We start from the raw sequence: 13241 nt of genomic DNA on the forward strand, positions 1-13241 counted from the left end.
TTTGAAATAACAGAATCTGTTTCTTTAAATTTTCAATTGTACCTTGTTCGGCATTTAATTGAGCAAAAGCTTGTTTCTGTATAGCTATTTCTTTATGGAACTGTTGAACTTCCAATAATTTTTGATGTTGTTGATCTAATTGTTGATGTGTATTTGTGACTTCTTGGAGCTTCAATTGTTCATTCTCCAATTGTAAAAGCAATTCAGCTATACTTTCCTCTGTGTAATCCTCTAAAGTTTGTACTGCGCCAGAAATATTTTGGAGTTTCAGTTCTGTTTCCTTACTTAGAGAAGCGACTTTATAAAATAGATCATAATGATCTAAATTAAAAAGTTCCTTCATCATGCCCGAGCGTTCAGCTCCCTTAAGCTCAAGAAACTCTTTAAATTGCCCCTGAGGCACAATAACTGTACGGTTGAAGTTTTTGTAAGATATGCCTAATATAGTTTCAGCATCGGTACTTTCAAGTGGTATTTTTTCATCACCTTCAAAAACATAAGCTTTTCGTACAGGTGTCGTAACTTTTTCAAACTGCTTGCTATTTCTTCGCCAAGATGCTTCAAACGCATACTTCTTATTTTCTTTTCCAATAAAATGAAACTCAATCCGCAACTGATTGGAATTTAAGTTCATCATATTGTAGGCTCTATTGTTGCTGTTTAACCGATTTGTGTTTGCAAATAAGGCAAAAGTAATGGCTTCCAGAATCGTTGATTTTCCAGAACCAACTTTTCCAAAAATTCCGAAAAGACCGGCCGCTGTCAAAGCCGTAAAATCAATTTCTTGTTTCGATTGATAGGAGTATAATCCCTCTATGGATAGATATAATGGCAACATAATCGTTAATTCTCCTTTTCAGTTTGAGTACCCAGTACTTCGTTAAATAGCGCTAATAATTCCTCCGATGGAGATTGGTCATTATTTCTATATCGGAAGTAATCAGAGAAATTTTCGTTAATACTTTTACTTCTTCTGGATATGGGTTCGTTTTGATAGGTAGCACTACTGTTCACTTCAGGAATGATATAGATAATACCCGGGTGGCTATCTTCAATACGTTTCTTTTCACCTTGCGTTAAAGATGTTTCTGAAACAAGAGTTAGTTCAACTAAACAATCTTGATTCACTGTAAGCCAATCAATAGCATCTGTAACAGAATGGAATTTTTTTCGTATTAATTTTTTTCCAGATTGGATGTTGACCGCTTTATAGTCCGCCTCCTTGTTTGGTTCCAGAGTTACAATTACCACTTTCTTATCTTGCCCTGCTTCGGAAAAAGAATAGCAAAGTGGGCTACTCGAATAGATAACTGGTGCATGATGTCCACCCACTTCTTGGTAGCGATGCAGGTGACCTAAAGCTGTATATTGAATTTGAGGAGGAATACATTCCGTATAAACAGTATCTGCAAAACCAATACGCAAAGGTTTTTCGCCGTCTGGCTCCTCTAATACAGGACCTCCTTTTTTATTCATGTATAAATGTGAAACCAAAATATTAGCGCCTCGATCATCGCAATATAAATCAGCCAGCGAGCTCCATTTTTTACTTAAAACTTCATTGAGCCCGATCTGTTCATCTTCACCAAGATATTCTTTGAGTCGATGTTCGTTAGCAAAGGCAGTTATAACGAGACGAATTGGGAAATCATGACTTGGAAGCTTGATTTCAAGAAAACCGATATCTCCTTTAGTGATTTCAAATCCGCCCTCAACCTGATAAGGATTAAATTTCATGTTGGGTTTACCCGCGAAATAATTCCGCAATCTCTCGCAAGACTATCAGGAGCATCTACACGATCCGGTGAATCGTGGTTTCCGGCAATGGCAATGACAGGTCTGGAACCATTTTTCGTTAAGCGTTTAAGTGTTTTATAAAGGAGTTCAATAGCTTCGACAGGTGGATTGAACGCATCGAACAGATCTCCAGCGACAATAACAAGATCAACTTGTTCTTGATCTGCTATCTGAACAATTTCATCTAGTACTACTTTTTGTTCATCAAATCTGGAGAAATAATCCAATCGTTTACCCAAATGCCAATCGGCTGTATGTAAAATTTTTAGCGACATGTTTTACTTGTGAAAACTTAAAATTACCTCGAATTTTCTATAAAAAAGAAGTTAATTAATATTAATATCTATTTTGCTGATTCAGAATAAAATGTATTTTTGTTTCTTATGCATACGATAAACAATTCTCATAAACGTAATTTTTGGCTTTTAGGTATTATTTTCATGCTAATCTGTAGCATCAGGAATAATGAAGTATATGCCCAACTAAAGGCCATTAAAGGGGAGACGACCTATCCTTTTTATTGAATTTACCAGAAGAAGAACAGATCGATAACCTGTCAGGCGATAAACAGCCCGTTTTGATATTTCTCCACGGAAGGAGTCTGTCGGGCACAAATCTTGATCGTGTTAAACGATATGGAGTACTTTATGCGATGAATAAAGGTCAGGAGGTTCCTGGTATCGTAATCGCTCCACAGTCAAGAGGCGGATGGGATCCTGATAAAGTTATAGAGATTGTGGATTATGCTATCGAACATTATAATGCCGACCCAGACCGGGTATATATCTGCGGAATGAGTATGGGCGGATACGGCACTATGGATGTAGCAGGTAAATATCCAGATCGTATCGCAGCGGCAGTAGCTATATGTGGAGGTGGAAGTGTTAAGTATGCCGACAACCTAAGCCAGGTACCACTTTGGGTACAACATGGAAATCGTGACCGTGCTGTACCCATGTCTGAATCAAAAAAATAGTCAATGCAATTAAGAAAGCAGATCCTGAAGCTGATGTAACGTTGACTATAATTCCAGGTGGTACACATGGGAGTGTGGAACGCCTTTTCCATCAAGATGAAATTTACGAATGGCTGTTCAAGCATACGAGAAAGGGATCCTAAACACCTAACTTGTTTTTTTGTTTTATTTAGAGGTTAATATTACAAAACAGGTAAACTTTCAAAATTATTTTGCTCCAAAATGATCCATTATGACAATCGAATGCATTGTCTTTTTTACAATTATTGAATGCATAAATTACAATAATTATAAAAACGAATGTTAATTTTTGTTAAAATTCTCAATTTATCAATTATTACTTATTTAAATAAAAAAGCATCCAATTGAAGACTCTTGTTATGAGTAGGTTAAGTTTTTGTTAAGTGCTTTCAATGTTAAATTCTCTTTATACTTTTGAGGCATATTTATAACAAAAATTTTCTTTATGAAAAGACCTTTACTCTTTTTTGCACTTGTATTAGCAAGTTATGGTACCATTCATGCTCAAGTTACCACAAGTAGTGTGACTGGAATTGTGAAAGAATCCTCCGGCCAAGTTACATCAGGAGCCACTATCAAAGCAACACATGTGCCATCCGGCACGGTTTATTCGAGCGCTGCAAATGCTGCTGGTCGTTTTAATTTAGCCAATATGCGTGTGGGTGGTCCGTACACTGTAATCGTTACATATGTTGGCCAAGACCCAATTACGTATGAAAACATTTATCTACAATTAGGTGAAGCCTTCGTTCTTAATCCAGTATTTGGATCATCTGCAACTAATTTAGATGAAGTTGTAGTTACTGGTAGAAAAACAAGTTCAGATAAAACAGGTACTTCCACAAGTATTGGTCAAAAGCAAATTCTTGAATTGCCTCAAATTAATAGAAGTATAACAGATTTTACAAGGCTTACACCTCAAGCAAATGGAAACTCTTTTGCAGGACGTGACGCTCGCTACAATAATCTTCAAATTGACGGAGCGAACTTTAATAATGGATTTGGATTAAGCGGAAGCCCATTACCAGGAGGAAATTCCCAACCAATCTCGCTAGATGCAATCGAGCAAATTTCAGTTAACATAGCGCCATTTGATGTTACGCAATCTGGTTTTACTGGAGCAGGTATTAATGCTGTTACAAAAAGTGGTTCAAATAAGATTGAAGGTTCCGCATATTATTTTCTACAGAATCAAAATTTGCAAGGACGTAGAATTGAAGATGTCACATTAGAAAAAATTGATGCGACTAAAAAGAACTTTGGATTCCGATTGGGAGGTCCTATTGTAAAAGATAAATTATTTTTGTTTGTTAATGCTGAGAGAGAGGAGGCAACTGGAGGCAATGCTTCAGGAGCAAATCTTTGGAAACCATCAGAAAACGGAGTTGCAGATTCGGAAAATAATATAGCAAGAACCAAACGATCCGATTTAGAAAGTGTTCGCAATCATTTGATTAATCAATGGGGCTATGATCCAGGACGTTATGAAGGGTACGCTGATGAAGCTAAAGAGGGTAGTACAAAATTTTTAGTAAAATTAGATTGGAATATAAGTGATAAACATAAGCTAGCGGTTCGTTATAATCAAGTTGTTGGTAATTCTATGCAGGTAGCAAATGCAAGTTCTGGTCCTCAACCACGTAGCCAAACAAGTCGTGTTAGTCAAAATTCGATTACATTTGAAAATGGTAATTATGCTTTTAAAAATGTGGTTCGTTCGATTTCAGCAGAATTAAACAGTAGTTTTAGCTCCCGTTTATCCAATCAATTTTTAGCAACTTATACGCGTATTCAAGATACCAGAACCACTCCAAGTAATCAACTTTTTCCTTTTGTTGATATTTTTGACGGTTCCCCTACAGGTAACAACTATATGAGTTTTGGTACAGAATTGTTTTCGTACAACAATGACGTTATTAATAATAATTACTCTATAACAAACAATTTAACGCTTCAAGCTGATAAACATACGTTTACATTTGGCGGAGCATTTGAAATTCAAAATTTTGGAAATAGTTACACGCGTATGGGGACTTCATACTACCGATACGCTTCAGTTGATGATTTCTTAAAAACAGGAACACCTAATGAGGTTGCACCGATAATGTTTGGTTTAACCTATCCGTATGAAGGCCAGGATACTTACTCAAAAATCAATTTTGGGTTAGCATCACTGTATGCGCAAGATAAATGGGCTGTGGCGAATAACTTCACTTTGACATATGGTGTTAGAGCTGAACTGCCCATATATATGAATAAATTAACTGCTAATCCTTCAATTGATGCATTAACATTATTGGATATTAATGGTAATCCGAAGAATTATGATTCAGGATTATGGCCAAAATCAAATCTTTTAATTTCTCCAAGAATTGGATTTAATTATGATGTATTCCATGATCGTTCATTAGTGCTACGTGGAGGAACAGGATTCTTCTCTGGACGTGTTCCATTTGTTTGGTTAACAAATATGCCAACAAATGCTGGAGTACTCCAAAATACAATTGAACCAGGAGGTTATAGTGCAGTAGCGGGCTGGATTAACAATGTAAATTTCAACACTGATCCATATTACCACTTAAATAACGTTCCAAAAGGTGCTGAAAATGTATTTATTAAAACACCAAAAGATGGTGCACCTTCGTCATTTGCACTTGTAGATAGAGATTTCAAGATGCCTATGGTATGGCGTACTAGTATTGGTGCAGATTATAAAATCCCGAATACACCTTTAGTATTAACAGGAGATTTTATGTATACCAAAGATGTTAACGCAATTTTTCAATTAGGAGCTAACAGAAGAACACCAAATACATTCTTGAATTATGGTTCTTCAGGCGAAGCTGGAGATTATGGTGATAATAGAGCGTTTTATCCAACCGGTGTAAATGCAAGTGCTTATACAAGTCAAGTTGGTGCCAATAGTGCAACAGTATTAACAAACACCAGTGTTAAAGGCTTTGCTACAAGTGCCACACTTGGGGTAACTGTTCCTAATTACAAGGGTTTTAATGGAAGCGTTTTCTACACGTACTCAAATGCTAAAGAGGTATCTGCAAATGCGGGATCTAGCGCAAGTTCTGCTTGGGGAGGATCGGCAACAGTGAATGGTCCTAACGATCAAATCTTACATCCTTCAGCATTCGCAATTCCTCACCGTTTAATGGCAAATGTTAGTTACAGAATTGAATATGCAAATCGACTAGCAACTACAGTAGGAGTATATTATAATGGAGGTTCTCAAGGTCGTTTCTCTTATACCTATAATTCGGATATTAACCGTGATGGTATAAATAATGATTTAATTTATCTTCCAAAAGACTTGAATACATTAGCTTTCGTCGACCGTCTGAATGCGGATGGATCAGTTTTATTTACTGAAAAACAACAAAGAGATGCTTTAGCTACCTTTGTTAAAGAAAATGGCTTAGAAAAATATAGCGGGAAGTATTTGCCAAGAAATGGCTTTTTAATGCCTTGGTTAAATCGTTTTGATGTCCGTGTTTTACAAGATATCTTCACTAATATTGGTGGTCGTAGAAATACTTTACAGCTAAGTTTAGATGTAATCAATTTCGGAAATCTATTAAGTAAGAATTCTGGCGTTCAGAGCCGTTTAAACAATGCCCAATTATTGTATGGAAATAAAATGGTTCCAGGAGTAAGTGGTGGAAAACCAGTATTAAACGCCGCTTCAACTCCAGCAAATGGAACTCCTGAATTCAATATGAATGTGATCAACGGTGAATTACCAACTAATCCTTTCCAAAATGTCAGTACATTAAGTACAACTTGGCAAATGCAGTTAGGGGTTAGATATATTTTTTAAACAAAAAATCACAGAATAATTTAAGAGGGAGTTTGTTTAGTGAAAACTAAACAAACTCCCTTTTTTATAAATTAACGTGAGTTCGGGATAAAGAAAAAGATTAAAAAAGAGTTCTAAAATCACAAAAAAGGCTTGATTTTTGTATTTAATTAGTTGATAATCAAATTAATACAAATAAAACCAAGCCCTATGCTTAGAGATAAAGTTATAGAAATATTCGTTAAAGTGGATGATTTTTGTAAGGAAATTCAACCAATTTTAGAAGAAAAACGAATTGAAGATAAAAAATTAGGAAAAAGATACCGCAAAACAGGTTTGTGTGAGAGCGAGGTGATTAGTTTAATGACACTTTTTCATAGTGGACAATTCAGCAATTTAAAATCTTTCTATGTTCATTATGCCATACCCCATCTGAAGGATTTGTTTCCTGGATTAATCTCTTATAATCGATTTGTCGAATTGCAGCCTAGATGTGCGATTCTGTTTATGTTATTTGTTAAAATGCGTTGTTTAGGGCAGAGTCATGGTGTTAACTTCATTGACTCTACTCACATTAAAGTATGCCACAACAGGAGGATTCATCAGCATAAGGTCTTTAAAGATACAGCCGAAAGAGGCCAGTGTTCCATTGGTTGGTTTTATGGCTTTAAGCTCCATTTAATAATCAATGAAAAAGGTGAAATCCTTTCATTCTACCTGACTAAGGGCAATGTGGATGACAGAAATCTAAAACATATGATGGATATGACCAAAGACATTTTTGGCAAACTCTATGGAGATAAAGGGTATATTTCAAAGGCAATGGCTGATATCCTTTGGGGAAATGGAATACAAATGGTGACCAAACCAAGAAAGAATATGAAAGGAATGAACTTAAGTCAAACCGATAAAATAATGCTCAGAAAGAGAGCGGTCATTGAATGTGTAAATGATGAACTCAAGAATATTTGCAAGTTACAGCATACCAGACATAGATCGGTCAATAATTTCTTGTTGAATATTTTAGGTGCTTTGACAGCTTATGCATTTTTCCCTAAAAAACCTTCTTTAAACATTCAGTTTGAAAAACAAGAAAATCAATTATTTCTTGCTGCTTAAACCGAACTCACGTTAAAATTATTTTTATCTCCTCAGGAGTATGAGCTCCTTTACCATATTTTTCTTTTAATTCTTTAGAAAAATCCAATCTAAATCGGTCGATGGAAGCCTGTTCATACTTGGCAAAAAACTTTCCATCCGGAAGGTGATAAAATGACATGGTATTTTGAATTTTGGTTAAACAAATATAATTATTTCAGATACTTATGGAGTCAAATGTAAATAGCAAATTTAATTTCATCAATTTTTCGCAAAAGTATTTCACCACCGTACTCACACCATATTCGCCCTTTGTTCGGGAAATATCTACTCTTTCCCTACAGTTGCTCTACTCTTTCCCTACTGTTTGTCTACAGAAACAGTAGGGAAAGAGTAGGGAATCTTTAGAGCGACTCCGAAGTAGGGGTGAAGCTGGTCAGAATAAAACCATAATAATAGCTGAAATGGAACTAGTAAGTGGTTCGTATGCACGACCTACTTTACTTGCTTTTAGTTAACTGATTGATTTTAATAGTCTACCTATGTTTTTTAAGCAACCATTCGTATATTTCCGGTTTGGTTTCATATAAATCTTCAATGCCATGACCTCGATCTTTTAATTTCGTGAATTTTATTTGTCCATTACATTCCTTCAGTCCTTTTACGATACGTTCTGTTTCAGTGATAGCGATTTTGTCGTCAGCAGTACCATGAAATGTCCAGATCGGTGTTTTACTAAGATTGCACACTCTCGTTGTATCACTATCATTAATTCCACCGCACAATGGCATAATAGCCGCAAATGTATCAGGAAAATCCAAAGCAACAATGTAAGTTCCATATCCACCCATGCTTATGCCTGTACAGTATATTCTATTCGTGTCGATCCTATATTGTGACATTAAATCAGCATAAAGCGGTTCAAACCAATTTTCTGATGACCAGTATTTGTCACCAGGACATTGAGGGGAAGCAATTATAAAATCAAAATCATGCCCCTTTTCTATGAGGTAGGGCAGCCCGTACACTTTCAGTTTGTTTAAATCATTTCCTCTTTGCGAACCGCCATGTAAGTAAATTAATAGCGGATATTTTTTTCCACTAGTACTGTAATCCTTTGGGAGATACAAATCATAGCTATACTTAGCTTTATCCTTGACTTGTCCATTTGTATACACAGAAAATACAAGAGATAGGATTGTTAAAATGTACTGAATCATTTTCATTCTTTCAGATATCAAAAGGTTCTACGCTAGTGGTAGGGTTAATAATTAGTTTTTTTATAGAGGATTTTCAAAAGTATTTACTGTATTATACCGCAAGAGGTAGATGATCACCTAACCTCTTTAATAGTCCATATGTTCAAACTTTGCAATGTCTTTTTGCTCTTATCAGTGCTGCGATCGGAGTAGTCATAGTACTTATTATCATGGGTGCGATTCTCTAGCTCTCCACTCATCATGGTTTAGTTGATGCTTCATCGACAATATTATATACACAGTCGTTTGGTATAAACTCTTACAATTGAGAAGATCTTGCATAGCTCAGTTTTTGAGACTTGTCTATTAGCCGTAATGCCCACCCAGTTCCTTTTCAATTTTTTTATCCTTTCGTCAGCATTTTTAATTTTAGCTTGAAGTTGTGAGTTTTCAAATTCTAATTTCTGTTGATTTTCCAGAATTTCATATAGAAGAATAAATAATGAGTCATCATCATGATTGGGTTGACCAATTCGTTTTTTTAATAATTCTAAATCCATAATTTGCTATATCAATTTAATTAAAAATAATAAAAAAAGTTCTTTTAAATAGCCTTCTTACTTTGACTAATCATTCTTAGAAACTAATTTTGAATAAATTTTTCCCTTTTTGTGAAAAATATGATGGAAGATAGTTTTTCAACCATAAGCCTAAAATCGTTGTACAAATTATTTGTATTACACCAGTTGTTATCACTTCAGTACTGATCATTATACTCCTGGTAATGATTTTCCAATTTCTAGAACTAGCGATCCAATTCCAGCAAAATTACTTGCGATATTAAGTAATGATTGAAAAGCGTATTTAGATGTTCTGTCTTGAGAAATGGAACTTTTGATTTCGTCAATACATTGAATCATTTCAATCTGTTGATTTTTAGACACCTCTGTGTTTGAATTAATAGCGCGAATAAGTTCATCTAATTTGTTGTTAACCTCTGAATTACTAGTGATATTAACATTAACGTCTTGTGAGTCAGTTACCACTGATATTCCTGTACTATTGGAAATATTTGTATTATAGAATACATGACTTATTGGAACCCCTTTTGAAGTATAGGAATCACCTTCAACATAATCAATTCCTAGTGAGGTCAGTTTTATTAGGCCGTCACCATCTTCAAATAAATGAGCATCTATGAATTTGTCAGCAATAAGTCGGTCCGTAAGTGTATCAATTTCATTCGCACTGGAGGTGGAGATATTGCTCGCTCTTACTATTTCATTTAATCTAGAAAAGCTTTCTTGATGCCTCACTTTATATAGTGTTTTTAGAATTAAGTCTAATTTTTCTGATTGTTTCATGGTTAGCGATTCATTATTACGCAAAATACTAATTATCTTCCTATTTTGCGTCCTTAGAGTAGATGTTATAATGAATAATAGTAAAATACAAAATGACCATATAAATGAACAAACAATAGTGCATCGTGTTCGAGATATTCTTAGTCGAGAAGAGGTGAGAAGTATGCATTTTGCTTTTAACTCATTTCCAGCTGGTGCTTGTGCAGATGCTTCTATTTTACTTGCGATTATATTGAAAAAATATAATTTTGGGGAATATCAGATATGCTATGGTAAAAAAGGAGATATGACCCATGCCTGGCTTTCTTCTACAGGCAGATTTATTGATATTACTATTGGTCAATTTACTGAAGAAGAGAAAATCAATGAATGTATTTTTATGGTTGAACCAGAAACGCAAATCCATTATGGATATTCTATAATGTATAGGGAAACATTGGACGAGGCCAAAGCAGGTATCAACTATCTCGAATTTTTTAAGATTTTAAATTATGTGGAGAATGTTAAAAATGAAGATTTTAGTAGTTGTGAGTAGCAAATGTCTTTAAGTTTTGCATTTGCAAACTTAAAGATTAACTCTATCGCCATGAGCTTTTGGTTCAGAAATGACCAAGAACTCTAGATCTTGTTCGGTATGGTTAAATATTTGATGTTTTTGCTGGGGAAGGATATGGAAACCATTATTCTTACTTACTTCAACAGTACTTTCTTCAAGCCTAAATGTTGCAGTACCTTTCAGAATATAGAAAAACTGTTGAGCATTGTTGTGGAAGTGCAGTCCTTCACTGGTATGTGGAGGCATCTTTTCTTGAATGATACTTAGTGAATCAGATTTTAGCAAATGCCAACCATCACAGTTGTCCCCCCACAAATAATGTTCAGAATTCTCTGTGTTTTTTAAAGCCATTTTTAGTGTTAGTTTTGAGGTCGAAAATTAATTGATAAGAGTAAAGTTTTATAATAACCCTTTAGTCCATTTCATTATCAAATATAATAATTTAACTAATTAAACCAATAACGACATATAGCAAACGAAGACTTCATTTTTTAATAAATATCAAAATGACCGCGACCGATGCAGATATGCACAGCGCACAGCCAAAGTGATTAATCTTTCCTTATACTTTGGTAGTGTAAAGCCAACTGTGTCACTGAACTCCATTTAGGTTCGTACTAAGAGGCTGTAGGCCTCGTGTGCGACCCCTAAATGGAGTTGCCGAAGGCTTTGATTCTATCTTCAAATTTAATGTGTAATTGTTGCATTGTCAAGCCCCAATTTTGGATAGGCATAGTCCATTTTTTGGAGATATCTTTAACCACAAGGTAAACTAACTTCAATAATGCTTGATCAGATGTAAATGCGCCTTTTGTTTTTGTTACTTTTCTGATTTGGCGATGCATGGCCTCGATAGCATTCGTCGTGTAAATAGCTATAAATAGCACCACCCCAATTAATCTTTTTAAGTCAATCTATCTAATATCTTGTCAGCTGTTCTTCTCAATTTATAGTCTTGTAGTACTTCATCGAATCTTAACAAAAGTTTTTTTCTAGCTGTAAAATGCTCTACATTTTTTAGTGTTAAGCTGTCATATGCGCCAACAATAAATTTTATATATGATTCGTCTAGTTTATAAGCACCTTTAATCAAAGAGTTGTTTAATCGTCTTTTTTCAAAAGCCAAATTAAACAGTTTTATCGCATCCAATGGCGAATAGGCACACTGTTGGCATAAGTATTCAATGAAGTAATTAGACATCGCGAAAAGAGGAGATTCAATATAGTTTGAAAGGAAAAGACAAATATCATTAAGTTGTATGTGTTTAATATCTATAAAGTTAATCGATAAATTATCTTCTTCATCAATATTTACTTCTCGCAATATATAAGCTAGTAAGCTGTCATTCTTTTCCTTACTATCAGATATGCTATAATAGTGCTTAAAAATCGACCGTACCCCTCTAATAGCCGCATTATGGTTGTTTTTAATTAATTTATACAGTAACTCTTTTGCTCCTTCAATATTATATAGATAAGACCAATATAATATAGTAAAAGAGAGTTCGCATCATTTTTTCCTATTAAGTTCGAGTCAATCAACTTTTCATACGCAGGGGCAATTGAATTGAACCCATTTTTTCTTAAATACTTCAAAGACCATAGCGATGATGCTATAACATAAACATCTTCTTCTTTTGCTAGGTAACTAACAAATACGTTATTAGTCCTTTCTATATTCACTCTGGTTAATTTTGCTATTTCATAGTATAACAAAGCCCTAGCTTCAGGTGGACCGGATGTTAAGATACTTTCTACAGTTTCAAATATCTGATTTTCATAGGCACTATCTTTAATACGAGCCAACGCACTAATGGCTGCACCATAATTTGTACTCATCGCTTGTGTAACCAAACCATTAATATTGGTTGTCAAGTCATTTTCCTTTTTATCTAACCAAATATCTTTCTTTTCGTAATTTAAAGCGTTAATCGTTATTAATGCCAGAAGATAAGGGCTTTCAGAATCGCTACCACTTAAAATAGCTGCAATTCGTATAGGATAGTAGAGACTTTTATGTTGTTTCCTAGCTATAGCGGTTTTTAGAAGTTCTATTAAATCCTGCTGTAGATCTTTTCTTGTTTCAGCAAAAATTTCCAAAGCAGGAAATACATAATTAATATCAATGCTAGGATCATTGGTAATAGTTTTTAAGATATCCATCATCATGTCTGATGGATTTTCTCGAATAGTATTTCCAAAACCTGAGGTTAGTTCATGTATTCCACCTTTGCTACTATGAAAGTCCTCTTTGTAGTTGGAGTCATATTTTGTAAACGCTGCGATCCATTGCTTCTTTGACATATAAGGGTACGCTTTAGAATTGATAGGGCTTGAACACCCGATTATCACAGAAGGATTTCTCACCTCACGTTTATCCTCTACATCATTGTGACGTCTTTCAAGTTCCTGATAGGACTTT

General features: G+C 34.7%; 14 protein-coding genes and 1 pseudogene. 4 read left to right on the forward strand and 11 right to left on the reverse strand.

Annotation, left to right across the window (positions count from 1 at the left end):
- From L950_RS20615 to L950_RS34245, 3 genes are all read right to left on the reverse strand, one after another.
- Positions 1-838: AAA family ATPase (locus L950_RS20615; RefSeq protein WP_031288965.1), on the reverse strand; the 838-nt coding region annotated here is incomplete at its 3' end.
- Positions 839-843: 5 nt separating this feature from the next.
- Positions 844-1737 carry an exonuclease SbcCD subunit D gene (locus L950_RS20620; RefSeq protein WP_231577744.1) on the reverse strand — a complete coding sequence of 298 codons (894 nt, stop codon included), beginning with the start codon at positions 1735-1737 and terminating at the stop codon, positions 844-846.
- On the reverse strand, positions 1734-2072 hold the full coding sequence (locus L950_RS34245; protein WP_231577745.1) for an exonuclease SbcCD subunit D: 339 nt from the start codon (positions 2070-2072) through the stop codon (positions 1734-1736). The genes L950_RS20620 and L950_RS34245 overlap by 4 nt, the downstream gene beginning before the upstream one ends.
- Positions 2073-2317: 245 nt before the next feature.
- Here L950_RS34245 and L950_RS20625 point away from each other — a divergent pair, with 245 nt between their 5' ends.
- From L950_RS20625 to L950_RS20635, 3 genes are all read left to right on the forward strand, one after another.
- A complete protein-coding gene (locus L950_RS20625) occupies positions 2318-2773 on the forward strand; it encodes a prolyl oligopeptidase family serine peptidase (protein WP_021191091.1) in 456 nt (151 codons plus the stop codon).
- A gap of 466 nt (positions 2774-3239) precedes the next feature.
- Complete coding sequence (locus L950_RS20630) at positions 3240-6623, forward strand: carboxypeptidase regulatory-like domain-containing protein (protein ID WP_021191092.1); 3384 nt, start codon at positions 3240-3242, stop codon at positions 6621-6623.
- Positions 6624-6812: 189 nt separating this feature from the next.
- Positions 6813-7721 carry an IS982 family transposase gene (locus L950_RS20635; RefSeq protein WP_031288967.1) on the forward strand — a complete coding sequence of 303 codons (909 nt, stop codon included), beginning with the start codon at positions 6813-6815 and terminating at the stop codon, positions 7719-7721.
- A 7-nt stretch (positions 7722-7728) separates the two neighbouring features.
- On the opposite strand, the gene L950_RS28895 is transcribed toward L950_RS20635, so the two are convergent.
- From L950_RS28895 to L950_RS20650, 4 genes are all read right to left on the reverse strand, one after another.
- On the reverse strand, positions 7729-7881 hold the full coding sequence (locus tag L950_RS28895) for a hypothetical protein (RefSeq protein ID WP_021191094.1): 153 nt from the start codon (positions 7879-7881) through the stop codon (positions 7729-7731).
- Positions 7882-8236: 355 nt separating this feature from the next.
- Positions 8237-8920: a prolyl oligopeptidase family serine peptidase gene (locus L950_RS20640; protein WP_046792090.1), complete on the reverse strand. Its 684-nt coding sequence runs from the start codon at positions 8918-8920 to the stop codon at positions 8237-8239.
- A 269-nt stretch (positions 8921-9189) separates the two neighbouring features.
- Positions 9190-9459, reverse strand: a complete 270-nt coding sequence (locus L950_RS20645) for a hypothetical protein (RefSeq protein WP_021191096.1) — start codon at positions 9457-9459, stop codon at positions 9190-9192.
- A gap of 210 nt (positions 9460-9669) precedes the next feature.
- Complete coding sequence (locus tag L950_RS20650) at positions 9670-10215, reverse strand: hypothetical protein (protein ID WP_156169784.1); 546 nt, start codon at positions 10213-10215, stop codon at positions 9670-9672.
- 118 nt (positions 10216-10333) lie between these two features.
- Here L950_RS20650 and L950_RS20655 point away from each other — a divergent pair, with 118 nt between their 5' ends.
- A complete protein-coding gene (locus tag L950_RS20655; protein ID WP_021191098.1) occupies positions 10334-10798 on the forward strand; it encodes a hypothetical protein in 465 nt (154 codons plus the stop codon).
- 30 nt (positions 10799-10828) lie between these two features.
- Here L950_RS20655 and L950_RS20660 read toward each other — a convergent pair whose 3' ends face one another.
- The 4 genes and pseudogenes from L950_RS20660 to L950_RS20675 form a co-directional block, all read right to left on the reverse strand.
- Complete coding sequence (locus L950_RS20660) at positions 10829-11170, reverse strand: cupin domain-containing protein (RefSeq protein WP_021191099.1); 342 nt, start codon at positions 11168-11170, stop codon at positions 10829-10831.
- A gap of 296 nt (positions 11171-11466) precedes the next feature.
- Positions 11467-11691 (reverse strand): annotated as a pseudogene (locus L950_RS20665) (transposase); the annotation flags it as partial.
- A 32-nt stretch (positions 11692-11723) separates the two neighbouring features.
- Positions 11724-12143, reverse strand: coding sequence for a hypothetical protein (locus L950_RS20670; RefSeq protein WP_021191101.1), 420 nt, complete (start codon positions 12141-12143; stop codon positions 11724-11726).
- Positions 12144-12250: 107 nt separating this feature from the next.
- Positions 12251-13241: hypothetical protein (locus tag L950_RS20675; protein ID WP_031288972.1), on the reverse strand; the 991-nt coding region annotated here is incomplete at its 5' end.

Source organism: Sphingobacterium sp. IITKGP-BTPF85, from assembly GCF_001006065.1.
Classification (GTDB): Bacteria; Bacteroidota; Bacteroidia; order Sphingobacteriales; family Sphingobacteriaceae; genus Sphingobacterium; species Sphingobacterium anhuiense.

What these genes read in the sequence shown, in the direction of transcription:
- L950_RS20620 (WP_231577744.1), bottom strand. Translation starts at nt 1,737, where the DNA reads ATGAAATTTAATCCTTATCAGGTTGAGGGCGGATTTGAAATCACTAAA.
- L950_RS34245 (WP_231577745.1), bottom strand. Translation starts at nt 2,072, where the DNA reads ATGTCGCTAAAAATTTTACATACAGCCGATTGGCATTTGGGTAAACGA.
- L950_RS20630 (WP_021191092.1), top strand. Translation starts at nt 3,240, where the DNA reads ATGAAAAGACCTTTACTCTTTTTTGCACTTGTATTAGCAAGTTATGGT.
- L950_RS20635 (WP_031288967.1), top strand. Translation starts at nt 6,813, where the DNA reads ATGCTTAGAGATAAAGTTATAGAAATATTCGTTAAAGTGGATGATTTT.
- L950_RS28895 (WP_021191094.1), bottom strand. Translation starts at nt 7,881, where the DNA reads ATGTCATTTTATCACCTTCCGGATGGAAAGTTTTTTGCCAAGTATGAA.
- L950_RS20640 (WP_046792090.1), bottom strand. Translation starts at nt 8,920, where the DNA reads ATGATTCAGTACATTTTAACAATCCTATCTCTTGTATTTTCTGTGTAT.
- L950_RS20645 (WP_021191096.1), bottom strand. Translation starts at nt 9,459, where the DNA reads ATGGATTTAGAATTATTAAAAAAACGAATTGGTCAACCCAATCATGAT.
- L950_RS20655 (WP_021191098.1), top strand. Translation starts at nt 10,334, where the DNA reads ATGAATAATAGTAAAATACAAAATGACCATATAAATGAACAAACAATA.
- L950_RS20660 (WP_021191099.1), bottom strand. Translation starts at nt 11,170, where the DNA reads ATGGCTTTAAAAAACACAGAGAATTCTGAACATTATTTGTGGGGGGAC.